Origin of the sequence: Streptosporangium sp. NPDC001559, from assembly GCF_042893955.1 — a bacterium.
Taxonomy (GTDB): domain Bacteria; phylum Actinomycetota; class Actinomycetes; order Streptosporangiales; family Streptosporangiaceae; genus Streptosporangium.
In genome coordinates, this window is sequence record NZ_JBIAVG010000010.1 from 187,825 (window position 1) to 214,436 (window position 26,612).

The 26,612-nt window shown below is 71.3% G+C and carries 27 protein-coding genes; 13 read left to right on the forward strand and 14 right to left on the reverse strand.

Features of this window, described 5'->3' with window-relative positions; all coding sequences use genetic code 11:
- Positions 1-118: 118 nt before the first annotated feature.
- Entirely contained in the window at positions 119-790 is a 672-nt protein-coding gene (locus ACFYY8_RS23050) for a GntR family transcriptional regulator (RefSeq protein ID WP_390044037.1), read from the reverse strand.
- Positions 791-959: 169 nt separating this feature from the next.
- Here ACFYY8_RS23050 and ACFYY8_RS23055 point away from each other — a divergent pair, with 169 nt between their 5' ends.
- A complete protein-coding gene (locus ACFYY8_RS23055) occupies positions 960-2,054 on the forward strand; it encodes a zinc-binding dehydrogenase (RefSeq protein WP_390044039.1) in 1,095 nt (364 codons plus the stop codon).
- A gap of 7 nt (positions 2,055-2,061) precedes the next feature.
- Positions 2,062-3,303: an MFS transporter gene (locus ACFYY8_RS23060; RefSeq protein ID WP_390044041.1), complete on the forward strand. Its 1,242-nt coding sequence runs from the start codon at positions 2,062-2,064 to the stop codon at positions 3,301-3,303.
- A 75-nt stretch (positions 3,304-3,378) separates the two neighbouring features.
- On the opposite strand, the gene ACFYY8_RS23065 is transcribed toward ACFYY8_RS23060, so the two are convergent.
- The 6 genes from ACFYY8_RS23065 to ACFYY8_RS23090 form a co-directional block, all read right to left on the reverse strand.
- A complete protein-coding gene (locus tag ACFYY8_RS23065) occupies positions 3,379-3,933 on the reverse strand; it encodes a hemerythrin domain-containing protein (RefSeq protein WP_390044043.1) in 555 nt (184 codons plus the stop codon).
- 259 nt (positions 3,934-4,192) lie between these two features.
- Positions 4,193-4,876: a pentapeptide repeat-containing protein gene (locus tag ACFYY8_RS23070; RefSeq protein ID WP_390044045.1), complete on the reverse strand. Its 684-nt coding sequence runs from the start codon at positions 4,874-4,876 to the stop codon at positions 4,193-4,195.
- Between the two features lie 104 nt (positions 4,877-4,980).
- A complete protein-coding gene (locus ACFYY8_RS23075; RefSeq protein WP_390044047.1) occupies positions 4,981-5,136 on the reverse strand; it encodes a hypothetical protein in 156 nt (51 codons plus the stop codon).
- Positions 5,137-5,257: 121 nt separating this feature from the next.
- Positions 5,258-6,214 (reverse strand): MBL fold metallo-hydrolase, encoded by a 957-nt coding sequence (locus ACFYY8_RS23080; RefSeq protein WP_390044049.1) that lies wholly within the window; start codon positions 6,212-6,214, stop codon positions 5,258-5,260.
- Positions 6,215-6,243: 29 nt separating this feature from the next.
- On the reverse strand, positions 6,244-7,329 hold the full coding sequence (locus ACFYY8_RS23085; RefSeq protein ID WP_390044051.1) for a mandelate racemase/muconate lactonizing enzyme family protein: 1,086 nt from the start codon (positions 7,327-7,329) through the stop codon (positions 6,244-6,246).
- A complete protein-coding gene (locus ACFYY8_RS23090) occupies positions 7,326-8,468 on the reverse strand; it encodes an alpha/beta fold hydrolase (protein ID WP_390044053.1) in 1,143 nt (380 codons plus the stop codon). Before ACFYY8_RS23090 ends, ACFYY8_RS23085 begins: the two co-directional genes overlap by 4 nt.
- A gap of 179 nt (positions 8,469-8,647) precedes the next feature.
- Here ACFYY8_RS23090 and ACFYY8_RS23095 point away from each other — a divergent pair, with 179 nt between their 5' ends.
- The 6 genes from ACFYY8_RS23095 to ACFYY8_RS23120 all read left to right on the forward strand — a co-directional run bounded on the left by ACFYY8_RS23095 (position 8,648) and on the right by ACFYY8_RS23120 (position 14,440).
- Positions 8,648-9,304 (forward strand): peroxiredoxin-like family protein, encoded by a 657-nt coding sequence (locus ACFYY8_RS23095; RefSeq protein WP_390044055.1) that lies wholly within the window; start codon positions 8,648-8,650, stop codon positions 9,302-9,304.
- A 233-nt stretch (positions 9,305-9,537) separates the two neighbouring features.
- Positions 9,538-10,800, forward strand: a complete 1,263-nt coding sequence (locus ACFYY8_RS23100; RefSeq protein WP_352011921.1) for an ABC transporter substrate-binding protein — start codon at positions 9,538-9,540, stop codon at positions 10,798-10,800.
- The gene (locus ACFYY8_RS23105) at positions 10,797-11,600 is read left to right on the forward strand and encodes an ABC transporter ATP-binding protein (RefSeq protein WP_390044057.1); all 804 of its coding nucleotides are present in this window, start codon (positions 10,797-10,799) and stop codon (positions 11,598-11,600) included. The genes ACFYY8_RS23100 and ACFYY8_RS23105 overlap by 4 nt, the downstream gene beginning before the upstream one ends.
- Complete coding sequence (locus tag ACFYY8_RS23110; RefSeq protein WP_390044059.1) at positions 11,597-12,406, forward strand: ABC transporter ATP-binding protein; 810 nt, start codon at positions 11,597-11,599, stop codon at positions 12,404-12,406. The genes ACFYY8_RS23105 and ACFYY8_RS23110 overlap by 4 nt, the downstream gene beginning before the upstream one ends.
- An 11-nt stretch (positions 12,407-12,417) precedes the next feature.
- A complete protein-coding gene (locus ACFYY8_RS23115; RefSeq protein WP_390044061.1) occupies positions 12,418-13,317 on the forward strand; it encodes a branched-chain amino acid ABC transporter permease in 900 nt (299 codons plus the stop codon).
- Positions 13,318-13,390: 73 nt separating this feature from the next.
- Positions 13,391-14,440, forward strand: a complete 1,050-nt coding sequence (locus ACFYY8_RS23120; protein WP_390044063.1) for a branched-chain amino acid ABC transporter permease — start codon at positions 13,391-13,393, stop codon at positions 14,438-14,440.
- Between the two features lie 168 nt (positions 14,441-14,608).
- On the opposite strand, the gene ACFYY8_RS23125 is transcribed toward ACFYY8_RS23120, so the two are convergent.
- Positions 14,609-15,790 carry a homogentisate 1,2-dioxygenase gene (locus ACFYY8_RS23125; RefSeq protein ID WP_390044065.1) on the reverse strand — a complete coding sequence of 394 codons (1,182 nt, stop codon included), beginning with the start codon at positions 15,788-15,790 and terminating at the stop codon, positions 14,609-14,611.
- Between the two features lie 182 nt (positions 15,791-15,972).
- Positions 15,973-16,665 carry an IclR family transcriptional regulator gene (locus ACFYY8_RS23130; RefSeq protein ID WP_390044067.1) on the reverse strand — a complete coding sequence of 231 codons (693 nt, stop codon included), beginning with the start codon at positions 16,663-16,665 and terminating at the stop codon, positions 15,973-15,975.
- A 179-nt stretch (positions 16,666-16,844) separates the two neighbouring features.
- On the opposite strand from ACFYY8_RS23130, the gene ACFYY8_RS23135 reads away from it, so the two are divergent.
- Both ACFYY8_RS23135 and ACFYY8_RS23140 read left to right on the forward strand, forming a co-directional pair.
- Positions 16,845-18,455: an FAD-dependent monooxygenase gene (locus tag ACFYY8_RS23135; RefSeq protein WP_390044069.1), complete on the forward strand. Its 1,611-nt coding sequence runs from the start codon at positions 16,845-16,847 to the stop codon at positions 18,453-18,455.
- 31 nt (positions 18,456-18,486) lie between these two features.
- Positions 18,487-18,960 carry an OsmC family protein gene (locus ACFYY8_RS23140; protein WP_390044071.1) on the forward strand — a complete coding sequence of 158 codons (474 nt, stop codon included), beginning with the start codon at positions 18,487-18,489 and terminating at the stop codon, positions 18,958-18,960.
- Between the two features lie 62 nt (positions 18,961-19,022).
- Here ACFYY8_RS23140 and ACFYY8_RS23145 read toward each other — a convergent pair whose 3' ends face one another.
- Positions 19,023-20,120, reverse strand: coding sequence for an NADH:flavin oxidoreductase/NADH oxidase (locus tag ACFYY8_RS23145; RefSeq protein WP_390044073.1), 1,098 nt, complete (start codon positions 20,118-20,120; stop codon positions 19,023-19,025).
- 110 nt (positions 20,121-20,230) lie between these two features.
- On the opposite strand from ACFYY8_RS23145, the gene ACFYY8_RS23150 reads away from it, so the two are divergent.
- Positions 20,231-20,551: an ArsR/SmtB family transcription factor gene (locus tag ACFYY8_RS23150; RefSeq protein WP_390044075.1), complete on the forward strand. Its 321-nt coding sequence runs from the start codon at positions 20,231-20,233 to the stop codon at positions 20,549-20,551.
- A 43-nt stretch (positions 20,552-20,594) separates the two neighbouring features.
- On the opposite strand, the gene ACFYY8_RS23155 is transcribed toward ACFYY8_RS23150, so the two are convergent.
- Both ACFYY8_RS23155 and ACFYY8_RS23160 read right to left on the reverse strand, forming a co-directional pair.
- A complete protein-coding gene (locus ACFYY8_RS23155; protein ID WP_390044077.1) occupies positions 20,595-21,032 on the reverse strand; it encodes a hypothetical protein in 438 nt (145 codons plus the stop codon).
- Positions 21,029-23,683, reverse strand: a complete 2,655-nt coding sequence (locus ACFYY8_RS23160; protein ID WP_390044079.1) for a multicopper oxidase domain-containing protein — start codon at positions 23,681-23,683, stop codon at positions 21,029-21,031. The genes ACFYY8_RS23155 and ACFYY8_RS23160 overlap by 4 nt, the downstream gene beginning before the upstream one ends.
- 347 nt (positions 23,684-24,030) lie before the next feature.
- Here ACFYY8_RS23160 and ACFYY8_RS23165 point away from each other — a divergent pair, with 347 nt between their 5' ends.
- Together ACFYY8_RS23165 and ACFYY8_RS23170 are read left to right on the forward strand one after the other, a co-directional pair.
- Positions 24,031-24,522, forward strand: a complete 492-nt coding sequence (locus tag ACFYY8_RS23165) for a hypothetical protein (protein ID WP_390044081.1) — start codon at positions 24,031-24,033, stop codon at positions 24,520-24,522.
- Between the two features lie 44 nt (positions 24,523-24,566).
- Positions 24,567-26,006 (forward strand): nitronate monooxygenase, encoded by a 1,440-nt coding sequence (locus tag ACFYY8_RS23170; protein ID WP_390044083.1) that lies wholly within the window; start codon positions 24,567-24,569, stop codon positions 26,004-26,006.
- 58 nt (positions 26,007-26,064) lie between these two features.
- Here ACFYY8_RS23170 and ACFYY8_RS23175 read toward each other — a convergent pair whose 3' ends face one another.
- On the reverse strand, positions 26,065-26,274 hold the full coding sequence (locus ACFYY8_RS23175; RefSeq protein ID WP_390044085.1) for a hypothetical protein: 210 nt from the start codon (positions 26,272-26,274) through the stop codon (positions 26,065-26,067).
- 129 nt (positions 26,275-26,403) lie between these two features.
- Complete coding sequence (locus ACFYY8_RS23180; RefSeq protein ID WP_390044087.1) at positions 26,404-26,571, reverse strand: hypothetical protein; 168 nt, start codon at positions 26,569-26,571, stop codon at positions 26,404-26,406.
- Between the last annotated feature and the right edge of the window lie 41 nt (positions 26,572-26,612).

The window sequence follows — 26,612 nt, forward strand, 5'->3', positions numbered from 1 at the left end:
GTCGGTGGCAACCACTCTGTCGGCATATGTCTTATTCCAGGGGGCGAACACGCGGAAAGCACTGAGGGGTGGACACCGTGCGTCCACCCCTCAGTGCTTTCCGTACGGAAGGAGATCCCTAGTCGTCGAGGCCCAGCGCCGAGTGGTCGATGCGGTCGAAGGACGCCGAGATGTGCTCCAGCATCAGCTGGGCGGCCTCCTCGGACCGGCCGGCGATGAAGGCGTCCACGATCCGGCGGTGCTCGTCGTTGGCGACCTTCACCTGCGCCTTGTCACGCAGGGTCGCCACGCGATAACGGTCGCAGCGATCCCAGAGGTTCTCCAGAATCTGCACAAGCACACTGTTGCCGCAGGAGCTGTAGATCGCGCGGTGCAGCGCGCGGTTGGAGTGCAGGCCCTCGATCGGGGTCTGGTCCCGCTCCGAGAGGACCAGCAACTCCGCGATCTCGTCGCGCTGCTCCTGTGTCGCCACCTCCGCGCCGAGCGCTACGGCCTTCGGGTCGAGCAGGATGCGCACGGCGTACGTCTCCTTGAGCTGCCCGAGGTCGAGCGGCGACACCACCGTGTTGCGGTGCCGTCGGCTGATCACGAGATTTTCGGACTCAAGGAGCCGGAGCGCCTCGCGAACCGGTGTCGTCGACAGCCCCAGCTTCGTCGCGAGCGCCTCCTGGTCGAGGATCGCGTCGGGCTGGAGCACGCCCTCGACGATGTCCTTGCGGATGAGCTTGTACGCCACCTCGGTCTTCGTCAGCGCGACGTATGGCGCAGGGACGACATCAGCGTCACTCATGGTCACCACCCCCGTAGGCACGGACCGAACCGGCCCCGACTGCCGACAGGTCATAGGCCATAGATTGTCAGAGCCGACATTACAGCACAAGAAGCTCTGGCGTGATCCGTTCTCTTGTCATGGAAAATCCTACAGGCTATATAGTCGGGGCGACTCAAGGGAGGCGCTGATGAGGTTCGCCAAGGCGAGCGTGATGACCGGTCCGCGGACCATGGAGGTCCGTGAGTTCCCACTCCCGGAGCTCGGGGTGGACGACGGTCTGCTCAAAGTGGAGGCCGCCGGCGTCTGCGGCTCCGACGTGAAGTCCTTCCTCGGTGATCTCTCCCCCCGGATCCTCGGCCATGAGAACGTCGGCACCGTCGAGGCGATCGGCCGCAGCGCGCGGCAGCGGTGGGGGCTGCGGGAGGGCGACCGCGTCGTACTGGAGGAGTACCTCCCCTGCGGGCACTGCGACTTCTGCCGGTCGTCGGAGTTCCGGCTGTGCCTCGACTCCGACCCCTCGACCAACCCCGCGGCGCTCCGGTACGGACGCACACCGCTGACCGTCGCGCCGTCCCTGTGGGGCGGGTTCAGCGACCACCTCTACCTCCATCCCCGCACGGTCGCGCATCGCCTGCCCGGCGACGTCTCGGCCGTCGAGGCCTCACTCGCGCTCCCGATCTCCAACGGCTACGAGTGGGTGTACCGCGAAGGGCGGGTCCGGCCGGGCGACGTCGTCGTCATCTTCGGACCGGGGCAGCAGGGACTCGGCGCGACGATCGCGGCGAAGGCCGCCGGCGCCGGGCTCGTGATCGTGGCCGGACTCGCACGTGACAAGGAGCGGCTCGACGTCGCGCGGGCCTTCGGCGCGGACCACACACTGTTCGCGGACGAGGAGGGCGTGCTCGCGAAGATCGAGGAGCTGACCCACGGCGAGCTCGCCGACATCGTGGTGGACACGGCCGCCGGCGACGAGTCGACCATCTCTCTGGCGCTCGACGCGGTACGCAAGCGAGGCAAGGTGATCGTCGCCGCGGCGTCGATGAAGCCGTTGCGCGAGCTCGACTTCTTCAAGATCAATCGCAGGTACCTCTCGGTGCTGGGCGTTCGCGGCCACAGCTACCAGGCCGTCGAGTGGGCGATCGGCCTGATCGCGAGCGGGCGCCACCCGCTGCATCTGATGTGCTCGCTCACGGTCGGCATCGACCAGGCCGACCAGGCGATCCTCGGTACGGCGGGCGAGCTGCCGACGCCGGTCATCCACGCCTCCGTCGTGCCTGCGTGAGCCTGCGATGACATCCCCCTCCCCCTCGGTCATCTGGAAGATCGCGCCGTCGGCGCTGGTTCCCGCCCTCGTCTACGAGATCGGCAACGGCGCGGTCGCGCCGATCATCCCGCTCGCGGCTCTGAGCGCGGGCGCCTCGACGACGACCGCCGCCCTGATGGCGGCCATGACCGGCGTCGGAAGGATTCTCGGCGATGTACCGGCGGCGAAGCTCGCCGACCGCGTCGGCGACCGCCGGGCCATGTCGATCGCCGCGACGGTCACGACTCTCTGCTGGATCGCGTGCCTTCTGACGACGTCGGTCGTCGCGCTCGGCGTCGCCCTCCTGGTCGTCGGGGCCTGCAACTCGACGTTCTACCTCGCACGGCAGAACTACGTCGCCGAGGTCGTGGCGATCACGATGCGGGCGCGCGCGCTGTCGACCCTCGCGGGCGCGCATCGCATCGGGCTGTTCGTCGGGCCGTTCCTCGGGGCGGGCGCGATCGCTCTGGGCGGCCTGCACGCGGCGTTCGCGATCGGCGTGATCGCAACCGTCGCGACCGGCCTCTGCCTGCTGTTCGTCCGCGACCTCGACTTCGCCAGCGACCGGCCTCGCCATCTCCGCGGCACCCAGGGCGCTCGAGCGATCTTCAGGCAGCACCGGTCCCTCTTCCTCTCGCTCGGCCTGATGGTCGCGACCGTCGGCGCGGTACGGGCGACGAGACAGAGCGTGCTTCCGCTCTGGGCCGACGAGATCGGCCTCAGCGCCACCGTCACGAGCCTCGTCTTCGGCATCGCGAACCTGGTCGACATGTCGTTGTTCTATCCGTCCGGTCACGTGATGGACCGCTACGGCAGGCTCTCGGTCGCGATCCCCGCGATGACGTTGCTGGGAGCGGGCCTGATCGCGCTGCCGTTCACGTGGGAGGTCGTCGGGTTCACCCTGGCGGCGGCCGTGATGAGTCTTGGCAACGGCATCGGCTCGGGGATCATGATGACGATCGGCGCCGACGTCGCGCCGCACGACAACCGCACCACCTTCCTGTCGGTATGGCGCCTGCTGAGCGACACCGGGCAGGCGATCGGGCCGGTAGTGCCGGCGGTGTGCGCCGCCGTCGCGACGCTCTCCCTCGGCATCGGCATCACCGGCGGCCTGGGGATCGTCGCCGCGATCGGCCTCGCGCGCTGGGTGCCGCGCTACTCGACGTACGCGACCCCGGCGATGGCGCGACGACAACGCGAGGCCGCCGCGCGGGGCGAGGAATCCTGACTCCGCGTGGCCGGCCGTACCCAGACGCGCGTCGCGGGGGCGGCCCGGCCCACGGATCGGTGCGCCCCCGACGTCTCAGCCTCCGAGGGCGGAGAGCAGTTCGTCCTTGGTCATGGAGCCGTAGCCCTCGACGCCCTTCTTCCTGGCCTGCTCGACCAGTTCCTCCTTGGTGCGGCCCTTCGGCCTGGGCGGCTTGGCGAGTTCCTCGGCCTTGGCCTGGCTGAAGGTCCGGCCCATCGCGACCAGCCTGTCGGCGGAGATGGCCTTGGCCATGGCGGGGAGAATGTCGCTCTCCTCCTCCTCGACGTGGTGCTTGACCGCCTTGACCATCCGCTCCAGCGCGGTCGTGAACTCCGGCCGGTCGGGGTCGGCCTCCATGAGGGCGGCCAGGAGTTCCTCGGCCTCGTGGTGTTCCCCGATCCCGTGGCGGACCTCGCCGCGCTCGCCGGGATCGGCTTCGGCCAGTTCGGGGTAGACCCGGGTCTCCTCGGCTCGGGCGTGCGCGACGAACTTCGCGGCCAGTTCCGCCACCAGGGCGGGCCGGTTCTCCGGCTGGCTCCTCAGCCTCTCGAAGATCGTCTCGACGTCGCGGTGGTCGGCCATGATCAGCTCGATGACGTTCTGGGGCATGTTCGTCTCCTCAGTCTCAGGAACGGGCCCTGGCGGACACCCGGCGATCGGCTTTCTTGATCGCCTCAACCGGCTCCGCCCCTACCCGCCGTCGTCCCCTGAAACCTCGGAGCCCCGGCCACGCGGTGTGCTCCTTCTTCCTGCGGCGGCTCGTCAGGCGTGCCGGAGGAGGTCCGGATCCTCAGTGATCTCCTAGCCCAGACCTCCGGTGTGAGAACCGGGCGGGCGATGAGAGAGGAGGCGGCCCCGAAGGAACGGGCTACTCCTCGACGGTGATCCCCATCGCGCTCGCCAGAGCGTGAACCAGTCCCCGCGCGTCCTGGCTCTTGATGATCGCGCCCCTGAGACTCGTCACACCGGCGATCCCCGACAGGTCACAGTCGGCGAAACGGGTGCCCTCCATCTGGGCGTTGGAGAACTGCGCCCTTGTCAGGTCGCAGCGTTCGAACCTCGCCCCTCGCAGGTCGGCGTTCTGGAAGGTGGCCTCCGGCATGGCGCAGTCGCGGAAGACGACGCTCTTGAAGGTGGAGAACCTGAACCCGGCCAGGTCGGCACGGCAGGAGTCGAACACCACGTCCCGGAACACGCACTCGGACCAGGCCATGCCCGTCAACCGGCTCGCGGACGTCCGGGCGCGGTGCATCGCCGACGCCCTGGCCGTCATGTTCGACAGATCGCAGCGCTCCAGTTCCACATCGGTGAATTCGGCGCGGCGCATCCGCGTGCTCGAAAAACTCGTGTCGATGAGGCGGCAGCTCTCGAATTCGGCCGCGTCCGCGTCGCGGAATGACAGATCGACGCCTTTGAACTCCATCGATCGATAGGCGCCGTCGTCCTCAAGATCGTGCTCGGGCGGCCGCGCGGCGGTCAGCGAACCGGACAGCTTGGGGAGGGCCGGCTCTTTCAACCGCTTCGGCCGGCCATGAGGGGCGCGGGATGGCATGGGGTGAAGCCTAACCTTCGGTCCGGGAACGGCTCGACCGCCGGACTCCTGAGGGACTCTCCGGCACCGCCCAACGACCGGCGTGAAGAAGGAGCAGGCCCCGCTCACCAGGCCGCCGCCGGGGCGCTCCTCCGCCGGTCGGCGTTCCAGGACGACGGCGAGGCCCTGCCCCAGCCGATGCGGAGGGCGGCCGCGCCGGTCCCGGAGCCTGCGGGCGTCGTGCCGGACCGTGTCGCGGCCGCGGCCGAACGGTGGTTCACGCGCTCCGCCGCGGACTCGGCCGGGGCCGCGGCGGAGCCGCCGTCTCCTGAGGCCGGGCGTACCGGCGCTCTCGTGGACCGCGCCTCAGGTCCTGAGCGGGTGAGGTGCCGAGGGCGGCGCTCAGCCCGTGAGGCGGTCCCAGACCTGGCGGTCGCGCTCCGGGGTCCAGATGCCGGGGGCCTGTCCGTCGAGCTCCTCCCAGGCGCGCCAGGTGTCGAAGACCATGGCGTGCTCGAAGACCGGCATGCCGCCGTACACGGGCAGCAGGGCCTCACGGGCCGCCACGTACGCCTGTTCGACCGTGCCGCCGCCCTCCTTGACCTTCTCCACGGCCGTCATCAGCGTGCTGAGGAATTCACGGGTCAGCTCGACGGCGCGCTGGGAGGCGGCACGGTCATGGGCGATCTCGCCGCGTCCGCCCACCAGGATCTCCACGTCGAGTGCCTTGACCCGGTCGAGCGTGGTGGTCATCCACTCCCGGTGGTAGGCGTCGCCGGTGTAGACGGCCGAGCCGTTCTCCACCAGGTCACCCGCGAAAAGGACCTTCGACTTGGGCACGTAGGCGTAGATGTCGCCGGAGGTGTGCGCGTTGCCCGCCCAGGCCAGTTCGACGGTGCCGCGGTCGCCGCCCAGTTCGATCGACATGTGGTCGTCGAAGGTCAGGGTCGGCCAGGTCAGGCCGGGGATGGTCTCGTGGCCGGCGAACAGCCGCGGCATCCGGCCGAACTCGACGTCCCAGTCCTCCTTGCCGCGCTCGACGATGAGCCGCCTGGTCTCGGTGTGCGTGATGATCTCCTGCGCGTCGAACCCGGCGGCGCCGAGCACGCGTACCGCGTGGTAGTGCGACAGGACCAGGTACCTGACCGGCTTGTCGGTGTGCTGACGCAACTGCGCGAGCCAGCGCCTGGCCATCACGGGGGTGGCACGGGCCTCGAAACAGACCAGGAAGTCCTCGCCCTCGATGGCGCCCACGTTCGGGTCGCCGCCCGTGGTCAGGGCGTACACGCCGTCGGCGAGGACCTCCAGGATCTCGGGCTTCTCCTCGGTGTCGCCGGTGGAGGCGAATGGCTTGGACACGGTGTGCTCCTTCTTCTTGTGGTGGTTCGTCAGGCGTGCCGGAGGCGGTCCAGCGCGGCGCCGTCCCACAACATCCCGTGGCCGGGACGGTCCGGCGGAGTCGCCACACCACCGCTGACCGGCAGGGTCTCGGCGAGCACCTCGTCGATCAGCGGGAAGTGCTCGACGTAGGTGCAGTTGGGTACGGCCGCCGCCAGGTTGATGTGCAGCTCCGGCAGGAAATGGGGGGTGAGCACGGCGCCGAACACCTCGGCCACCGCGCTGATCCGCAGCCATTCGGTGACACCCCCGCACAGCGGCACATCGGGCTGAAGCACGGACGCGGCGCCCTCGCGCAGGTAGTTCGCGAACTCGTGCCGGCCGTGCAGGTGCTCGCCGACCGCGACGGGGACGCCCTGACGGGCGGCGAGCTGGGCGTGTCCCGCCAGATCGTCGGAGGGCAGCGGCTCCTCGATCCAGTAGACGCCGAGATCGTCGAGGCGGCGGCCGAGCCACACCGCGGTGGGCAGGTCGAGTCGCTCGTTGCAGTCGACCATGATCCGCAGGTCGTCGCCGAGCGCCTCGCGTACGGCGCGCACCCGCGCCACGTCCTCCTCCGCGCGGCGGGCGCCCACACGCAGCTTCACCGCGTCGTAACCTTCGGCGACGTACTGACGGGAGCCCTCGATCAGCTCGTCCACCGTCATCGCGTGGGTCGAGCGACCGCTGCCGTACACCGGGACGGTGTCGGTGTGCGCGCCGATGTAGCGGTAGAGGGGCAGCTCGGCGCGGCGGGCGCGCAGGTCCCACACGGCGATGTCGGCGGCCGACAGCGCGGGCAGTGCGACGCCCCTGCCCAGCCTGCGGGTCGCGGTGGTGATCTCGTGCCAGCGGCGCGGCCAGGCGTCGAGGGGGGTGCCCTCGGCCATCTCCTTGACCAGGCCGGTGAGCAGGGCGTACAGGGCTTCTGCGCCGCCGGTCAGCGCGTAGGTGAAGCCGGTGCCTGTGGCCCCCTCGTCGTCGGTGAGGGTGACGTGGAGCAGGTCGACCCGGGTGGCGCCGGAGCCACCGCGTCCCGCGCCGAGCGGGATGCGCACCCAGGCCGTGCTCAGGTCGGCGATCGTCGGGCGGTTCACAGGACCTTTCCAATCCAGCCGATCAGGGCGTCGGCCATGACCGCGGTGAGCTCGGGCTGGCCGTTGAGATAGTGACGGCCGCCCTCCACCGCGGTGAGTGTCTTGTTGTCGTGGGGCACCGCCTCGTACAGCTGGCGGGCGTGGGAGGGGAAGCACGCCTGGTCGGCGGTGCCGTATATGACGTGTACGGGGACGTCCACGGTGGCGAGCCGGGCGGGGCCGTCGCCGTTGGAGGTGCGGATGGACCACTGCGACAGCCATGAGCGCAGGCTGGTCAGGTGGCCGAGGGTGGTGGGCCGCAGGTTCGCCTCGTAGGACTCCCCCCACAGGGTGCCCGGCGCGCGGTCGGACGGGTCGATGGACAGGTCCACGTTACGCGGGTCGGCGCAGGTGGCGTGGATCCTGATGGGCAGGTCGGTGACCTTGCCCCCGGCCTGCTCGGTGAGCGCGCCGAGCCGGGCGATGACCGCGTCGGTGATCCGCTCGTTGCGTGCCCGCTGCGCCTGGCGGTAGCGGGCCAGCCACTCCTCCTGGTACGGCGGGCCGTTGTGCGCGGCGAACATGTCGAGCTCGGGGTCGCGGTCGAAGGGGTCGTCCTCGTCGCGCACCGCGGGGTCGAGCCATTCGACGAGAAGGTTGGCCCGGCCGGGGTGGGCCATCAGCATGACCAGGGCGTCGGCGGGCGGCAGGTGGGCCTTGGTCAGGTCGGGGCCGCCGCCGTAGGGTGCGGAGGTGATGGTGGCGTTACGCGCCTGCTCCTGGTAGAGGGCGACGAGCCCGCCGCCGCCGGAATTGCCGACGAGGACGACCTTCTCGTACCCCTCTGCGCGCAGGTGGCCGACGACGGAGGCGATGTCGAGTACGCAGTTCTCCAGCAGCAGCACCGAGTCGTTGCCGAGGTAGCGGGTCGTCATGGCCACCGCGTCGACCCCGCGCTCGGCCCACGCCCCGAGCGCGTAGTGCCCGAGGAAGTTGGAGGAGGGGTGGACCACCACCACGGCGGTGTCGGCGCGCCGGCCGGGGTGTGCGCGGACCCGGGAGCACCACAGCACTCCCGCCATCCGGGCCACGCCCGAGTAGACCTCCGAGGCCGCGGCCGCCGTCCCGATGGGAACGGTGAGCAGCTCCCGCTCAGCCATGTCCTGACCACCTCACCAGCGTTCGATTAACGGTTACTGTCACCATATATCGGTATCGCTCACCCTAGCGCACACCCTCACGTCTTGACAGGGGCGCGACCGGGTTCCGAGGATGCACGTAACCGAAGTGCACAAAAAACGAACATCGCAACCGAATAACGGTCAAGGAGTTGGCGCCGGTGCAATCGCTCAACGAGATCCTCGCGGCCAAGGCCGCATCGGTCCAGCGGCCCGAGGAGGCCAAACGCGCCATCAACGAGGCGTTCGCCGAGATCGAGGCCGCCGGCCTCGTCCCCGGGGTGAAGGTCGGAGAGCAGGCGCCCGACTTCACACTGCCCAACGCGGTGGGAGCCAAGGTACGGCTCTCCGACCGGCTCGCCGAGGGACCGGTCGTCCTGATCTTCTATCGCGGCTCATGGTGCCCGTACTGCAACCTTGAGCTGGCCGCCTACCAGGCCGCCCTGCCCGAGTTCCGCGAGGCGGGGGCGCGGCTGGTGGCGGTGAGCCCGCAGCTGCCCGACGACGCGCTGTCGATGCAGGAGAGACACGACCTGGCCTACGACGTGCTCTCCGACGCCGACCAGGAGGTCATGGCCGCCTACCGGGTGAGGTTCGAGCTGCCCGAGGAGATCAAGCCGCACCTGCTGGACGTCACCGCGGCGGCGCTGGCCCGCCAGCAGCCCGACGGCCGCTGGAGCCTTCCCGTGCCCGCGACGTTCGTGCTCGACTCCTCCGGCGTGGTGCGGGCCCGGCACGTGACGATGAACTACCGGACGCGGATGGAGCCCGCCGACGCCCTGCGGGCCGTACGCGAGATCCGCGCGGCCGCCGGCTGACCGCCTCCCCTCCCCCGGGGCGGTGAGACGGCCGTTTCACCGCCCCGCATCATTCCTGTTGCCGTTCGGCCACCCTCTTGACACACCAGATGGGCCACAGCACGATAGTCGAACGGTTTAACCGAATATCGGTTGCGGGCCGTTCTCTCCCCATCGACCACAACGTGATCTCTACTGCCTGCGGCCACGCGTTTCCGACGGACGCGGACCCGTACCGGCACGAAAGGGGACGCATGCCATCCCACACGCTCCGCATGGCCGCCGCGCTGGGCGCCGCGGCTCTCGCCATCACCACCGTGACCGCCTGTTCCACCAAGGCGCAGACCAGTTCCGACACCTCCGGTGGCATGCCCACGGGGCCTGGTGTGGACGGCTCCACGATCAACCTGGGTCTGCTCACCGACGTCACCGGCCCGTTCGCCGCGATCGACAAGCAGCAGAACCTGGGCGTGAAACTCTACTGGGACGCCAAGAACGCCGCGGGCGGCGTCTGTGACGGCCGCAAGGTCAACCTGGTGACCCGGGACCACGGATACGACCCGCAGAAGGCGGTGTCCCTGTACTCCGACCTGTCGCAGCAGGTCCTCGCCCTGCAGATCACCGTCGGCTCGCCCACCACGCTCGCCGTACTGCCCAAGCTGGAGCAGGACCGCATGCTCGCGGTGTCCATGGGCTGGTCTCCCAGCGTCAAGGACAGCGAATCGATCATCATCCCCGGCACCACGTACGACATCGAGATGGTGAACGCGGTCGACTACCTGATCGAGCAGAAGAAGCTCGCCAAGGGCGACAAGATCGGTTACATCCACCTCAAGGGCGACTACGGCGAGCCCGGCCTGGCGGGGGCCACCTTCGCCGCGGAGGCCAACGGCATCTCCGTGGTCAGCCAGCAGATCGACCCGACGGTCAGCGACCTCTCCGGGCAGGTCAAGCAGATGGCCGGGGAGGGCGTCAAGGCGCTGTTCCTGAGCGCGTCCGGACGGCAGGTCTCCTCCGCGGTGGCCGTCGCCGACGTGGAGGGCCTGGACGTGCCGATCGTGGCGGCCTCCCCCGGCTTCTCCCCCGAGTCGCTGACCACCGGCGCGGGAGCGGCCATGGAGAAGAACATGCTCGTGGTCAGCTCGGCCGCGCCGTTCGCCGGCGAGGGCCCCGGCCCCGAGCAGGTCAGGAACCTGTACGCGAAGTCCGGCGAGAAGTCGATCACGCCCAGCCTGTGGGTGACGCTCGGCTACGCGGCGTCGAGCGTGATGGACCAGGCCATCACCCAGGCGTGCGAGAACAAGGACCTCACCAGGGAGGGCCTGGCCAAGGCCTTCCGGCAGAAGGGCGTCTACGACACCCAGCAGACCACCGTGCCGCTGGACTTCTCCAAGCCGGGCGTCTCGCCGTCCACCAAGACCTTCGTCATGAAGCCGTCCAAGAGCGCCGAGGGCGGCCTGGAACTGGTCCAGAGCGGCTACACCGGTCCGGACACGGCGAAGTTCCAGGCGCGATGACCGGTCGGGCCACAGACGATCCACTGCTCTCGGTACGCGGCCTCGGGGTCCGCTACGGGGACGCGGTGACCGCCCTGCGGGACGTCAGCGTGGACGTCCCGCACGGCGGCATCGTGGCGGTGCTCGGCAGCAACGGCGCGGGGAAGTCCACGCTGTTGCGCGCCATCTCCGGAGTGCTGGCAGGCCAGGCGGGCCGGATGACCGGCGGTGAGATCACGTTCGCCGGCGCCCGCATCGACGGTGCGGGCGCCGAGCGCCGGGTCAAGTCCGGCATCGTGCAGGTCCCCGAAGGACGCCGCGTGTTCGGCCGCCTGACCGTCGAGGAGAACCTGCGGGCGGGCAGGTACGGCAACCCGAAGGGCAAACGACCCGGCGACCTGGAACGGGTGTACGAGCTGTTCCCCGTGCTCGGCGAGCGCAGGGGGCAGACCGCGGGCCTGCTGTCCGGCGGCGAGCAGCAGATGCTGGCCATCGGGCGGGCCCTGATGGCCGAACCCCGGCTGCTGCTCCTGGACGAGCCGTCCCTGGGACTCGCACCCAAGATCATCGACCGGATCGTGGACCTGCTGCGCGAGATCCACAGGCAGGGCACGGCGATGCTCGTCGTCGAGCAGAACGCGGCGGTGGCACTGGAGCTCGCCGACCACGCGTACGTGCTCGCCGTGGGCGAGGTGGCGATCGAGGGCCCGGCGGAACGCCTGCGCGGAGACGACCGGGTGCGCCGCCTGTACCTGGGAGGAGAGCCCGACGAGGAGGACGCGGCCACGATTCCCGCCGAAGCACAGGGAGGAACGGCATGACGGCACCCGGGGCCCGCCTGCAGGTCAGCGACGTCACCGTCAGGTTCGCCGGGGTGACGGCGCTCGACGGGGTCACCTTCACCGCCGAGCCCGGCACGATCCACGCGGTGATCGGCCCGAACGGAGCGGGCAAGTCGTCCCTGTTCAACGTGCTGTCCGGGATCTACAAGCCCGCCCGGGGCAGCGTGCTCGTGGACGGCGGCGAACTGGTCGGGCTCGCCCCGCATCGGGTCACCGGCCTGGGAGTCGGCCGGGCGTTCCAGAACGCGTCCATGTTCGCGGGACTGACCGTGGAGGAGAACCTGCTGCTCGGCCGGCACCGGCTGGGCAGGGGCGGGGTGTTCGGCGCCGGGCTGCGCCTTCCCCATGCCCGCCGCTCCGAGCGGGAGGACAGGGCCAAGGTACGCGAGGTCGCCGAGTTCCTCGGGGTCGACCACCTGCTTCCGCTGCCCGCGGCCGAGCTGCCCTACGGCGAGGCCAAGCGGGTGGACATCGCGCGTGCCCTGGCCACCGAGCCGCGGCTGCTGCTGCTCGACGAACCGGCGGCCGGCATGCACACGCACGAGAAGATCGCCGTCCGCGACACCATCCGCAGGATCGCCGCCGAACAGCGGATCACGGTCCTGCTGGTCGAGCACGACATGGGGCTGGTGATGGGCATCTCCGAGCAGGTCACCGTGCTCGACTTCGGCCAGGTCGTGCTCACCGGACCGCCCGACCAGGTGACCGCGCACGAGGCGGTCATCGCCGCCTACCTCGGCAGGGCCGCAGAAAAGGAACGTTCCGAGTCCGAGCCGCCATCCTAGGAGCCGGTTTCATGGCACAACTTCTCTCGATGCTGGTGGAGGGCGCGTCACTCGGTGCCGTGTACGCGCTCGTCGCCCTGGGCATCGTCGTCGTCTACAAGTCGTCCAGCGTGGTCAACTTCGCCCAGCCGAGCCTGCTGATGTTCGGCACGTACGTGCTGGCCAGCGCGTACACCCTGCACGGGCTGTCGTTCTGGGTGGCGCTTCCGCTGGGCGTGGCCGCGGCCGCGATCCTGGCCGTACTGATCGACCGCCTGCTGGTCAGCAGGTTCCGCAAGACGCACGCGGTGGTCGCGGCGAGCATCATGACCATCGGCCTCGACGTGGTGCTGCTGACCGAGACCGACCGGCGGATCGGCTCGCAGATCCTCACCACCGGTGACCCGTGGGGCAACGCCGTGGTGCGGTTCCTGGGCATCGGCGTCGCCGAGGCGCGGATCGCCGCGCTGGTCGTCGGCGCGCTGCTGCTGGTGCTCTTCCAGCTGTGGCTGCACCGCAGCGACTTCGGCGTGGCGATGCGGGCCACCGCCGAGGACCCGGAGACGGCGTCCCTGATGGGCATCCGGCTCGGCCGGGTTTCGGCGACGGCGTGGGCCGTGGCCGGTGCCCTGGCCGTTTGCGCGGGGCTGTTCATCGTGGCCTATCCGAGCCCGGGCCTGGACACCTCGGTCGAGGCCGTGGCGCTTCGCGCGCTGCCCGCCGCGATCATCGGCGGCCTGGACTCCACCACCGGCGCCATCGCCGGGGGGTTGCTGGTCGGGCTGAGCGAGGTCCTGGTCCGCGGGTACGGCGAGTACCTGACGTTCCTCGGTCAGGGGTTCGAGGAGGCCGCGCCGTACGTGCTGATGCTGGTGGTGCTGTTGATCAGGCCCGCCGGGCTGTTCGGGATACGGGAGGCCGTCCGTGTTTAAGCCGGCGAACACATCCGAGGGGACACGGCGCGGTGCGCTCGCGGGGGTCCGGTGGCGGGCTCCGGTCGCGATCGTGGCGGGCGTCGTCCTGCTCGCCATCCCGCTGTACGCCGACCGGTTCTGGCTCAATCTGGGCTCCTTCGCCTTCGCCGCCGCCATCGGCGCGGTCGGGCTGATGATCCTGGTCGGCCGGGTCGGTCAGCTCTCCCTCGCGCACTCGTTCTTCCTGGCCGTGGGCGCCTACGGGTACATCTGGCTCGGCTCACCGGCGACGGAGGGCTCCTGGGGACTCGGTCTGCCCAGCCTGCCCGCCGCGGTGATCGCGGTGGCGCTGGCAGGGCTGGCGGGGCTGGCGTTCAGCCCCCTGGCCGGCCGGCTGAAGGGCATCTACCTGGGGGTCGCGTCGCTGGCGCTGGTGTTCATCGGCCAGCACGTGCTGTTCACCGCGGAGCCGCTCACCGGCGGTTACAACGGGCGTAACGTGCCCGAGCTGACCATCGGCTCGTTCCAGGTGCTCGGCACCGAGCCCGAGCTGTCACTGCTCGGGGTGCCCCTTCGCCAGGCCGAGCGCGGGTGGTACGTCACCCTGATCATCCTGGCGCTGACCACGGTGTTCGCCGTGCTGGTACTGCGCAGCCGGGTGGGCCGGGCGTTCGCCGCGATCCGCGACGGCGAGGTGCACGCGGCGGCGCTCGGGGTGCGGGTGTCGTGGTACCGGTCGGTCGCCTTCACCCTGTCGAGCGTGTACGCGGGACTCGCAGGCGTGCTGCTGGCCCTGCTGTTCCAGCGGGTGGTGCCCGAGTACTGGGACCTGTTCCTGTCCCTGGAGTACCTGGCGATGGTCGTGATCGGCGGGCAGGCGTCGGTGGCGGGAGCCATCGCCGGCGCGGCGTTCGTCTCCTCGCTGCCGCTGCTCCTGCAGCGCTACAGCGACGCGATCCCGGGCATGGGCGGCGCGGTGTCCGACTTCGGGCCCGCCTACGTCGCGCAGATCATGTACGGCGGGCTGATCGTGGTCATCCTGTTCTACGAGCCCAGAGGACTGGCGGCGCTGGCCACCCGGGCGCGTAAGGCGCTGACGTCCCGCCGCCCCGTCTCTGCCGACCACGCGACGCCGTCGTGACAGCCCTCATGGGCCCGTCATGACGCCCTCGTGACGGGCCCATGAGGGCGTCATGACGGGCTCATGAGGGGCTCATGAGGGGCTCATGAGGGGCTCGACACGGCCCATGACGGCGAAGGGCCCTGCGACCGTGGTCGCAGGGCCCTTCTGAGTGGGAAGGCGAGCGTTTCACCCGCCGACGTCGACGCCGGCGCCGCGGGCCCACGACCAGGCGTAGCCGGGGTCCTCCGCCTCGTCGAGGTGGGGGCCGAGGTCGAGCGGTTTGAAGGTGTCCACCATGACCGCGTACTCCTCGGTCCTGGTCACCGTCATGCTCTTCTCGGCGCTGCCCGGCTGCGGGCCGTGGATGTAGCCGGCCGGGTGCAGGGAGACGGACCCCATGCCGACGCCCGTGCCCGCACGGCTCATGAAGTCGCCGCCGCAGTAGAACAGCACCTCGTCGGAGTCCACGTTGGCGTGGTTGTAGGGGACCTTCACCGCGTCCGGGTGGTAGTCGTACATGCGCGGCACGAAGGAGCAGATGACGAAGCCCGGCCCCTCGAAGGTGATGTAGGTGGGCGGCGGCAGGTGCAGCGCGCCGGTCGAGGGGGTGAAGTCACGGATGGACAGCGCGTAGGGGTAGTTGTAGCCGTCCCAGCCGACCACGTCGAAGGGGTGGTAGGCGTAGGTGTAGCGGGTGACGCCACGCCGGTGCCTGACGTACACCTCGGCCGGTCCGTCGGCGGAGGTCAGCTCCTCGGGGCCGCGGATGTCCCGTTCGTTGTACGGCGAGCCGTCCAGGAACTGCCCGAACGGCGACATGAACCGTTTGGGCGGCCTGATGTGCCCGCCGCCGGACGCGGTCACCACGAACAGCCGTAGCTCGCCGCCGAGCAGCCGCCAGCGGTGCGTCGTGGAGGTGGGGATGACGACGTAGTCGCCGTCGCCGACCTCCATCCGGCCGTAGGGGGACTCCAGCACGGCCGAGCCCGCCTCGACGTAGACGAGTTCGTCGCCGACCGCGTTGCGGTACAGGGGGCTGTCGGCGTCGGCGGCGACGTAGGAGATCGTCACCTCGGAGTTGCCCATCAGGACCCGACGGCCCAGGATCGGGTCCCCGCCCGGCTCGAAGGCGTGGGTGCGCAGGTGCCGTGGCAGCAGCGGATCGTTGGGCCGCATCGGCCCGCCGCCGTCGGCGTGGCTCTCCGCCGCGGTGATGGCGGTCGGGATCCTGCGGTGGTACAGGAACGACTGGGTCCAGCTGAACCCCTCCTCGCCCTGCATCTCCTCGTGGTAGAGGGCGCCGTCGGCGCCGCGGAACTGGGAGTGCCGTTTACGTGGCACCTCGCCCAGACGCCTGTAGTAGACCATGCCCACCTCAATCCGGGGTCGAGCCCTGCGCTCTGTTGGCGTTCTATTATCGGTTACATAGACCGTATATCGGCGATCCTTGCGCACGGGCGGAGGGTTGTCAATCGCCCGGACATGCGAAAGGCCCCGGTGCCCGCTCGGGGCTCCGGGGCCGTCACACCTGCGCCAGGGCAGGCCGGAGGTCAGGTCAGGCCGAGTGCGATGCGCCCCGCCAGGGCGATCACCTCGCCGGCCAGAACCTTCTCGTCGTGCTTGCGCTCCTTCGGGATCACCACGCCGACACTGGCGTCACACCAGCCGTTGACCACGATCGGGGCGGCGATGCCGGTGAAGTTGGGGACCAGCTCGCCGGTGGTGACCACGTACCCGCGGCCGCGCCCGTGGCTGACCTTGTCGCTCTCGCCGGGCTCGGGGGGGCGTCCGGCCAGGATGGCGATACCGGTGGCGGCGGTGCCCAGCGGATGCCGCGAGCCGGTGCGCAGGCCGATGTGGAAACTGGCCCGCTTGGGCTCGACCGAGGCCAGGGTGACGGCCCCGTCCCCGTCGGCGACATGCATGACGGCGGTGGCGTCGAGCCGCTCGGCGATCTCGGTGAGCAACGGCCCCGCGACCACCATGAGATTCTGTGAAACCTGGCGCGCCAGGGTGAACAGCCCCATGCCCAGCAGGTAACGTCCCTCACGGTTGCGCCGGACGAATCCGCGGTGCAGCAGGGTCGCCAGCAGGCGGGCGGCGATGGAGCGGTGGACGCCGAGCCGGGCGGCGGCCTCGGTCGGCGACAACCCCTGGTCCACCTCCGCGAGGATCTCCAGCAGGCGCAGCCCCCGATCGAGCGTTTGCGCGATTTCGCCAGATCTGGCCGGTTCCTCGGTCACGGTCTCACTCCTAGTCGAAAATCGGGCTACACGAGCGATTATCGCGCTTCTCCCGCTCGCGCGCCAACATCGATTCGCGTCGCATCTTGTCGTCCCTCTTGAAGTCCCGCCGCAAACAGGGCACGCTATGACCAATATACGGTCGTAGTAACCGGATATCGGTCACTTCGGAGGTGGCGATGGCTCTGCCGGACAGCTCAGGTTCTTTCCCGCACGTGGTGATCGTGGGCGCGGGGCCCGTGGGCATGGCCACCGCGATCCTGCTCGCCAGGCAGAACGTGCGCTCGGTGGTGCTGGAGCGCCGTGACCAGCCGAGCTGCCGGCAGTCCAGAGCCGTCACCGTACAACGCGACATCCTCGCGCTGTACGACCGTCTCGGCGTGGCCGACGAGATCGTCAACGACGGGATGAGCTGGTCGCTGGGCCGCACGTACTACGGCGACAAGGAGATACTCCAGCTCAGGTTCCCGCCGCACGGCGAGGAGATCTACCCGCCGTTCGTGAACTTCCCGCAGTTCCGCATCGAGGAGATGCTCTACGACGCGGCGCTCGCGACCGGTCTGGTGGACATCCGACTGGAGCGCACGGTCACCGGCTTCGAGCAGGACGACTCCGGCGTGCGGGTCACCGCCGACGGCCCCGAAGGACCGGAGACCCACACCGGCGCCTACCTCGTCGCGGCCGACGGCATCGGCAGCGGCGTACGGCGCCGCCTGGGCATCACCTTCGACGGCTGGCAGACCAAAGGACGTTTCCTCGTCGCCGACTTCGAGGCCGAACTGCCGTTCAGGCGGGAGCGGCGGCTGTGGTTCAACCCGCCCTTCTATCCCGAGGGGATCGTGCTCATGCACGGGGTGAGCCGGCGACTGTGGCGGCTGGACTGGCAGATCCCGCTGGACGCCGACGCCGACGCTCTCACCGAGCCCGAGCGGGTGCGGGCGCGGATCGCCACCGTGATCGGCGACCACCCGGCGAAGGTGGTCCGCAGCAACACCTACACCTTCCAGCAGTGCAGGGCCTCGGCCTTCCGCAGTGGCCGCGCGTTCCTGGTGGGCGACGCCGCGCACGTCGTCTCGCCGTTCGGCGCCCGCGGCATGAACAGCGGCATGGAGGACGCGGAGAACCTGGCCTGGAAGCTCGGTCTCGTGCTCAACGGCAAGGCCGGGAGCGCGCTCCTGGACAGCTACGAGACCGAGCGGGCGGCTGCGGCCGACCACAACCTGGAGCTGACCGGGGCCTCCATGAGGTTCATGACCCCCGACGGCGAGCCCGGCCGCCGCGAACGCGACGCCGCTCTCGCGGCGGCCGCCGACGACCCCGGCCAGGCCCACCGGGTGGACAGCGGCAGGCTGTACGAGCCTTTCCCCTACTACGAATCGCCGCTGACCGCGCCGACCGTCCTGTCCTCTCCCCGGGTGCGGCCGGGTGCGCCGCTGCCCGACCTGCGCTGCGCCGAGGGTGGCCGCGCGACCACACTGCGCGCCATCACGGCGGGGTCGCTGACCCTGCTCGCCGTACCCGGTCGCGACGGCCTCACCCCCGGGCTGAGCGCCGCGCTCGACGCCATCCCCGCCCCTGCCTGGGTCCGGCGCCGCGTCCTGGCCCCCGCGCCGGCGGGTCCCGGCACGCTCACCGTGCTGTCCGACAAGATGTGGGACATCTACGCCGGCGAGCAGGATGTCGTCTACCTCGTGCGCCCCGACTGCTACGTGGCGGCCGTCGTCCCGCTGGACGGCACCCCCGTCGACTTCGGCGCACTGACCGCCGAGGCGTCCAACGCCGCCGGCTGACCGCCATTCCGCCCCAACAAGGAGCAGCACCATGATCGACAGCAGCGCCGTCGTCGAGACCTCCCGGGTGAGCGTCGAGGCCGCGCCCGGACGCACCAAGCTGGTCACCGTTCCCCTGGACGGGCAGGTGCCCATGGGTATGCACGGCGGCGTGGCCGAACACTACAAGGTGCCGCTCGACACCATCGAGCCGCACGCCACCACCCTGGACTACCTGGTCGGCGCCACCGCGGGATGCCTGACAGGCACCCTGTCCGGCATGCTCGGGCAGCTCGGCCAGCCGACCACCGACGGCGCGCTGACGTCCGAGGCCGAGGGGATCGTCGTCAACGACGGCGGGGTGCTGCGAATCGCCGCCGTCCACGTGCGTTACCGGGTACGCCTGGCCGAGGGGGTGGACCCCGCCGAGGTGGCACGCGCCCACGACCGGCACACCCGGCACTGCCCCATCGCGCGAACCATCGGCGGCTGCGTGGAGATCACCACCACCCTGGAGACCGTCTGAGCCCGTCTCTCCCTCCGGCGGCCCGGTCCTGGTCACCCGGGCCCGTGGCCGGGCCGGGCCGGTCAGACGGCATAGCCGTACTGCTCGGGCCAGGAAAGGGGTGAGGAGAGCTCCAGCTCACGGGCGGCCCGGTGGGGCCAGTGGGGGTCGCGGAGCAGTTCGCGGCCGAGCAGCACGGCGTCGGCCCGGCCGGAGGTGAGGATCTCCTCCGCCTGGCGCGGCTCGGTGATCAGGCCGACGGCGGCCACCGGCATGCCGGTCTCGGCGCGGACCCGGGCCGCGAACGGCACCTGGTAGCCGGGGCCGGTGAGGACCCTCGCGCGGGGCGCGTTCCCTCCGCTGGAGACGTCGAGCAGGTCGACGCCGCGGGAGAGCAGTTCCCTGGCCAGGAGCACGGTCTCCTCGACCGTCCAGCCCTCACGTTCGTCCTCGGGGTTCTCCGTGAGCCAGTCGGTGGCCGAGACGCGGAAGAACACGGGGAGTTCCTCAGGCCAGACGGCGCGTACGGCCTCGACGACCTCAAGCGCGAGACGGATGCGGTTGTCGAACGAGCCGCCGTAGGCGTCGGTGCGGCGGTTGCTGTGCGGGGAGAGGAACTCCCCGATCAGGTAGCCGTGCGCGCCGTGCACCTCGACGACCTGGAAGCCCGCCCGCAGGGCGCGCTGGGCCGCCTGGGCGAAGTCGTCGACGACGCGCCGGATCTCCTCCACGGTCAGTTCCCTCGGCACCGGATGGTTCTCGGCGAACGGGATCGGGCTCGGCGCGACCGGCTGCCAGCCGCCGTCGGCGACGCCGACCGGCCCGCCTCCGCGCCACGGCCGGTCCGTCGAGGCCTTGCGCCCGGCGTGCGCGAGCTGGATGCCGGGTACGGTGCCGTGCCTCTGGAGGAACCGGGTGACGCGGGTGAACGCCTGCTCCTGGCGTTCGTTCCACAGTCCCAGGTCCGCGGGGGTTATCCGGCCCTCCGGGGAGACGGCCGTGGCCTCGGCGAGGATCAGCCCGGCGCCGCCCACCGCGCGGGCCGCCAGGTGGGACAGGTGCCAGTCGTGCGGCACTCCCGCCTCGGGGCCGTCCGCGGCGGCCGAGTACTGGCACATCGGCGCCATCCAGACACGGTTGGGAATCGTCAGCGAGCGCAGGGTGATGGGGTCGAACAGCATGGGGACTCCCGGTTCGTTCGGCAGGTTTGTACGACGCTCATCGTAGTACGAGATTCATCGTAGTACGACAATTAACGTAATATCGAGGAGAACGCGGAGGGGAGACACACATGAGAGTTCTGGAACACCCGGACGTCGAGGAGATCCGGCTGGAGGCGGTGCTGCACGCGCTCTCCGACCCCATGCGGCTGGAGGTGGTGCGGTTCCTCGCCACGACGGAGGACGGAGCCGCCTGTTCGGAGATAGACCTCGCCGTCAGCAAGTCCACCGGGACGCACCACTACCGCGTCCTGCGCGAGGCCGGGGTCATCAACCAGGTCTACCAGGGCACCTCGAAGATCAACTCCCTGCGCAGGGCCGACCTCGACGAGCTCTTCCCCGGCCTGCTCGACAGCGTCGTCTCCGCGGCCACCAGACGACCGCGGAGATGACCGGCACCGCCCGGGCCGGAGGGACGAGACCGGGGAGACGGGCTCAGGTGGCGGGCAGGACGGTCGCCAGAAGTACCACGCCGACCGAGCCGACCAGCGCCGTCACCGCCATGCTTCGCGCGAAGGCGGGGCGTCCGGCGCGCACGGCCCATCCGTGCAGGGCCGCCGCGACCATGACCGCGCAGAACAACGCCAGCTTCGCGGCCAGGGTCCGCCCGTAGCCGGGCTCGGCCGGCGAGGCCCAGGTGACGCCCTTGTGCCAGGCGATGGCGACGCCCGTACCGAGTTGCACCGGCAGGAACACCGCGCCGGTGAACATCCCGAAGCGGCGGCCGACCGCGGTCAGCACCCGGCCACGCCGTTCCGCGTCCAGCAGCCGCCGGGCCAGGGGCAGCAACACCAGTGAGACCGTCAGCTGCCCGCCCACCCACAGCGCCGCCGACAGCACGTGCGCGAAGCGCACCACCGTCCACCACGTCATGACGCGCTCACCCGGAACAGCCCGTGCGCTCCGGCCTCGGCGTTACGCATCAGGTGGTCCACCACCGGATAGGTGCCCGGCTCGGGGAAGACCAGTTCGGCGAAGCCCCCCTGCGCCGGGGCCAGGTCCAGCACCTGCGCACCGCCCGGGTCGCCGGCGCGCAGCCGGTAGGACCCCTCCTCGTAGAGGGTGTCGAACGGCGTCCCGACCACGTGCAGCGCCGTCCCCGAGTTCGGCCCCGCCGCCACCGCCCAGATCCGCACCCGCTCACCGGCCTTCGCCTCCAGCGGGGCGTGGTCGTAACCGGCGGCGGTCCCGTTGAACGTCCACCCGTCGGGACGGCCCTCGCGCAGCTTGACGACCTGGGCCTCGCCGCCCGGCTCCCCCAGGTACAGCTCCCCCGAGACCAGCAGATACTCGCGGTCCACACGTGCCAGGTCCGGCGGGTCGATGATCACGGCTCCGTACATGCCGTTCGCGATGTGCTGGCTCATCGGCATGGTCGAGCAGTGGTACAGCCACGCTCCCGCGAAGTCGGCGCGGAACCGGTAGGTCAGCCGCTCACCCGGCTGGATCGTGCGCATGGGCCCGTCGGGAGCGGTCGCACCGGCGTGGAAGTCGATGCCGTGCCCCATGGACCCGCCGTTGACGAACGTCACCGTGAACACGTCGCCGACCCTGCCCCGCAGAACCGGCCCGGGAACCGTCCCGTTGAACGTCCACACCCGCTGCCGCACCCCCGGCGCGACCTCCCGCACGGCCCGATCGTCCACCCGGATCTCCACGGCGTGCTCTCCGCCGCCCGGCGCGGGCCTGAGCGTCGCGTCGTACGGCCTCCAGGCCGGTGACATCGGCGCGGCGAGGTCGAGGCGGGCCGTACCGTTCCCCGTCCCGCCGTGTCCGCCGTGTTCCCCCGGCCCGGCCGTCCCCGTGGATCGCCCGGCCTCCGGGGAGACGACGGGGACGGGCGAGGGGACGATCCGCATCGTCATTCCCGCCGCCCGGTGCCCGGCCACGGTGCACCAGCCGTCGACCGCCTCGCCGAGCGGCTTCAGCGTCAGCGTGGCCTTCTCCCCGGCCGCCAGCGCCGGGGAGCGCTCACCGGTCGTCAGCCGCAGGTCGTGGCGCTGGGCGTCGGCGTTGGTGACGCGGAGCGTCAGGACGGTGCCCGGAGCGGCCTCGATCACCGAGGGCCGGACGCGCATCCCCGACAGCGTCACCTCGACCGTTCTGGCGCCCGTGGCGACGACCTTCGTCGCGGGACCGGACCCGCCGCCGGCCGCCGCCACGACCGCGGCGGCCGTCAGCACGCATCCGGCGGCCACCCCGGCCAGGACGGGAACGCCGCGCCTTTTTCCCGTGCCGGTCGTCTTTCCCGTGCCGGTCGTCGCAGTGGCCGGGGCGTCCGGGGTGGCCGCCCGCAGCAGGGTGAGCGCGGCGAGCACGACGAACGCCGAGCCCGAGGCCAGCACCAGGACCCAGCCCAGTACGGCGAGCGGACGCGGCACGGGAAGCACGAGCAGCGGCGTGCCGAGGTTGAACGCGGCCAGCCGTACCGCCCAGCCGCGTTCGAGCAGCGCCGCGTTCTCCTTGAACCGGGCCGGGCCGCCGCCCAGCACCGCGGGAAGCAGGTGCAGCAGCGAACCGAGCAGCACCTGGGCGACGAACCCGGCCAGCACCAGGGGCAGCAGCGGTTCAAGCGCCCCGGCCACCTCGCCGGTCGGCCGCGTGACGACGATCACCACGTCGATCACGAGCGCGATCTCGAACCAGACGACGGCGGCCCCCATCGTCCAGGCCGCGCCGGTGCGCGGGCGGCGGGAACGCACCGCCTCCGCGAGCGGCGCCAGCGCCGCCGCAGTCCCGGCCGCGTAGGATGCCAGCCCGGCCGCCGCCACCCAGCGGAGGTCCGCCAGCAGGCCGCCGGTCAGCAGCACCAGGCCGGGCACCGCCAGTTTCAGGCCGGTGGAGGAGGCCCCGCGGGTCCGCTCGGACAGGCGGGTGCGCAGCACCGTCGGCCAGAGCGTGAACAACGTGCCGAGCACGGTCAGGCCGACCCAGCCGAGCAGGTTCACCTGGGCGTGCGCCGCGTGCATCCTCTCGTGCGGGACGCCGGGACCGACCTGCGCGGCCAGCAGCCCGCCGAGGACGCCCCCGGCCGCCAGGGCCCCGGCCGCGCACACGTACCAGGCGACGACATGGCCGAACCGGCCGGGCAGCGCGCCGCGTGCCAGCCGTACCAGTGTGGCCGCGTGCCAGAGCACGACCGCCACGATCACGGCCGCCCCGCCCACGGCCACCGCGACCGGTCCGGCGGAGACGCCGTACAGCACGGCCACCGTGGCGGCGTTGAGCAGCCCCAGCCGGGTCAGGCCGAGACGCGGGTCCGGTGTGCGGGCGCGCAGCAGCACCACGGTGAAGTGCTCGCTCCAGATCAGGACGGCGGTGGTGACCGCGCCGAGCAGGAGGACGTGGACCAGCAGCCAGCGCGGCGCGGGCAGCGCCTCCCCCGCCGACGCGGCCGTGACCGTCAGCCCCAGCCACGCCACCACGAGCGCGTTGGCCCACAGGTGCCACGGCCCTCGACGGCGTACGGGCTCGTCCGGACCTGACGGCCGTCTCCTCTCGATGCGAACCTCGACCGGTGTCACTCTCGTCGCCTTTCCCTCGGCGGCCGGAGCACCGGCGTGACGGCGCGTCCGGACGCGGGCGCGGAGAGGGGTCCGAGGACGCCGCCCTCGCCGGTTCCGCGGGCATGGCCGTTCTCTTCCGCCGGATGTCACGGGGCGCTGAATTCACCTCACGGTAAATCCTCAGATGGGTGGCGGGCATGGGCTCAAGGACCATCACCTGGGGGACCAAAGTCCTTCCGGCCGCTCCTTTACCCGGATTTGGGACTTTCGGCCTGCCGAGCAGGGGCCTGTGCCCCTTCATCGCACCCCGCCCGCCGCCGAAAACTCCTGACAGAGCCCATGCCGTCACGACGAAGGAGACCCTCATGAACGACCCGCGCCGGTTGGCGGCGACGCTGGTTGGCGCCGTCGGCGTCACCACCCTGACGGCCGGCGCCGCGATGGCGGCCCGCGGCCTGCGGGGCAGGGACGAGATCCGCGACGAGCTCTCCCGGCAGCGGATCACCTTCCCGGAGAGGGGGCTGCCTCCGGAGCTCACCGCGTACGCCGGGCACCAGGTGGAGGACGGCGTCCAGGCCCGCGCGTTCGCCGACATGATCGGTGGCAACGTACGCCACGCCACACGGGGCCGGACCTACTCCGAGGTCACCGCGGAGCTGCACGCCGCCGGAGGCCAGGACGACTCCCTCGCCGCGCTGCGCCAGACCGCGTTCATGGGCGAGACGTTGCGCGCCTCGCTGATGACGGCCTACCAGGCCTGGCAGATCACCTCCCTGACCGTCGGCCTGGGCGCGGTCCTGATGGGCGCGGGCGCCGCCTTCGTCACGGTGGGCGCCGCGATGTCCTCCGGCGGATGACCGCCGCGCCCCGTTCCAGACACCGACGACCGGGAGGTCCCGTCTTGCCGCTCGACACCGCGTTTCCCACGATCATCCAGGGCGGTATGGGGGTCGGCGTGTCCGGATGGCGGCTGGCGCGGGCCGTCTCCACCACCGGGCAGCTCGGTGTCGTGTCCGGCGTCGCCCTGGACGTCGTGCTGGCCCGCCGGTTGCAACAGGGCGATCCGGGCGGTGACCTGCGCCGCGCCCTGGACGCCTTCCCCTTCCCCGAGGTCGCGGAACGGATCTGGAAGCGCTACCACGTGCCCGGCGGCGTCCTGCCCGGCGAGCCGTACCGGCCGGTGCCCAGGCTCGGGCTGCGCCCGCACCCCGGCCGGACCGAACTGACCGTGGCCGCCAACTTCGCCGAGGTGTTCCTGGCCCGCGAAGGTCACGACGGTCCGGTCGGCGTCAACTACCTGGAGAAGATCCAGCTGGCCACGCCCGCGGCGGTCTACGGCGCCATGCTCGCCGGCGTCGACTACGTGCTCATGGGCGCGGGCATCCCCTCCGAGATCCCCGGCCTGCTCGACGCCCTCGCCGTCCACCGGCCCGCCGAGATCTCGGTCACCGTCGCCGGGGCCGAGTCCGGGCGGCGGTACACCGTCGGCGTCGACCCCGCCACCCTGCACGGCCCCCTCCGCCCGCCCCCGCTCGAACGCCCCCGGCTCCTGGCCGTCGTCTCCTCCGACGTGCTGGCCGTCTACCTGGCCAGGAGGCCCGAGACCCGGCCCGACGGGTTCGTGGTCGAGGGTCCCGTCGCCGGTGGCCACAGCGCCCCGCCCCGGGGCAGGCTCCGTCTCGACGAGGAGGGCGAGCCTCTCTACGGCCCCCGCGACCGGGTGGACACCGGGAGGATCGCCGCACTCGGGCTGCCGTTCTGGCTGGCCGGTGGCCAGGCCGGGCGGCGAGGGCTGGCACGGGCGCTGCGGGCGGGCGCCACCGGCGTCCAGGTGGGTACGGCCTTCGCCCTGTGCAGGGAGTCCGGACTTGAGGAGACGCTCCGGCGCCGTCTGCTCGACGCCGCCTCCGGCGGCACCCTGCCGGTCCGCAACGACCCCGGCGCCTCACCGGCCGGGTTCCCCTTCAAGGTCGCCTCCCTGCCCGGCACCGTGGCCGACCCCGGCGTCTACGCCGCCCGTCCGCGTCTGTGCGACATGGGACATCTGCGCGCGCCGTACCTCAAGGCCGACGGTGAGGTCGGTTACCGCTGCCCGGCGGAGCCGGTCGAGACCTACGTCCGCAAGAACCGGCCGGAGAGCGACACGGCCGGCCGCAGGTGCCTGTGCAACGGGCTCGTCAGCGCGATCGGGCTCGGGCAGCGCCGCCTCGACGGCTACGCCGAGCCCGCCCTGCTCACCCTCGGCCAGGACCTCGGCTTCCTGCGTGACCTGCCCGGCGACTACACGGCCGCGGACGTCGTCGCCCACCTTCTTCACGGGTCGGAGGGCGGCCCGGGCTGACGTCCCGGACGCGGGGTGATCGGGGCGGGCGAAGGTCGCCTCACCCGCCCCGGCACGATCAGGTCATCTGGACGCAGGCGTTGTAGGTGACGCTCGCCCGCTCGGCGGCGGCGCGTTCGCCCATGCCGGTGGAGCGCCAGAGCTGGTAGGCGTAGTTGGCCGCCTGCACGCAGTCGGTGCCGGCGCCGGCCGGTGCGGCGGAGATCGCGAGCGTGGCCGTGGTGGACACGGTGACCAGGGCCGCCGCGATCAGGGGGCGGATACGCATGGCGCGGGTTCCTTTCGAGGGTGGGGGGTCACAGGCGGCACGGCGTTCCGGCGGACCCGGGCGAGGGGTCCCGTGCTCCGGCTGAGCCGTACCTGACCTGCGTGTGAGGGACGGATCCGGCAGACCGGGCTACTTGGGGTCGACGCCGGGCGCGTGGCAGGCGGGGCCGTTCGGGCCGGTGGTGCAGGGCTGCGGAGGCTGGGCCTGCGCCTGGGCCGGGAGGGACAGCGCCCCCACGAAGGCCGCGGCCGACAGTGTGACGGCGACGACGGTGAACGCGGGACGAAGACGGGTCACGTGGACTCCTGTGCTGGATACGCGAAGAACGCGGCGTGCGA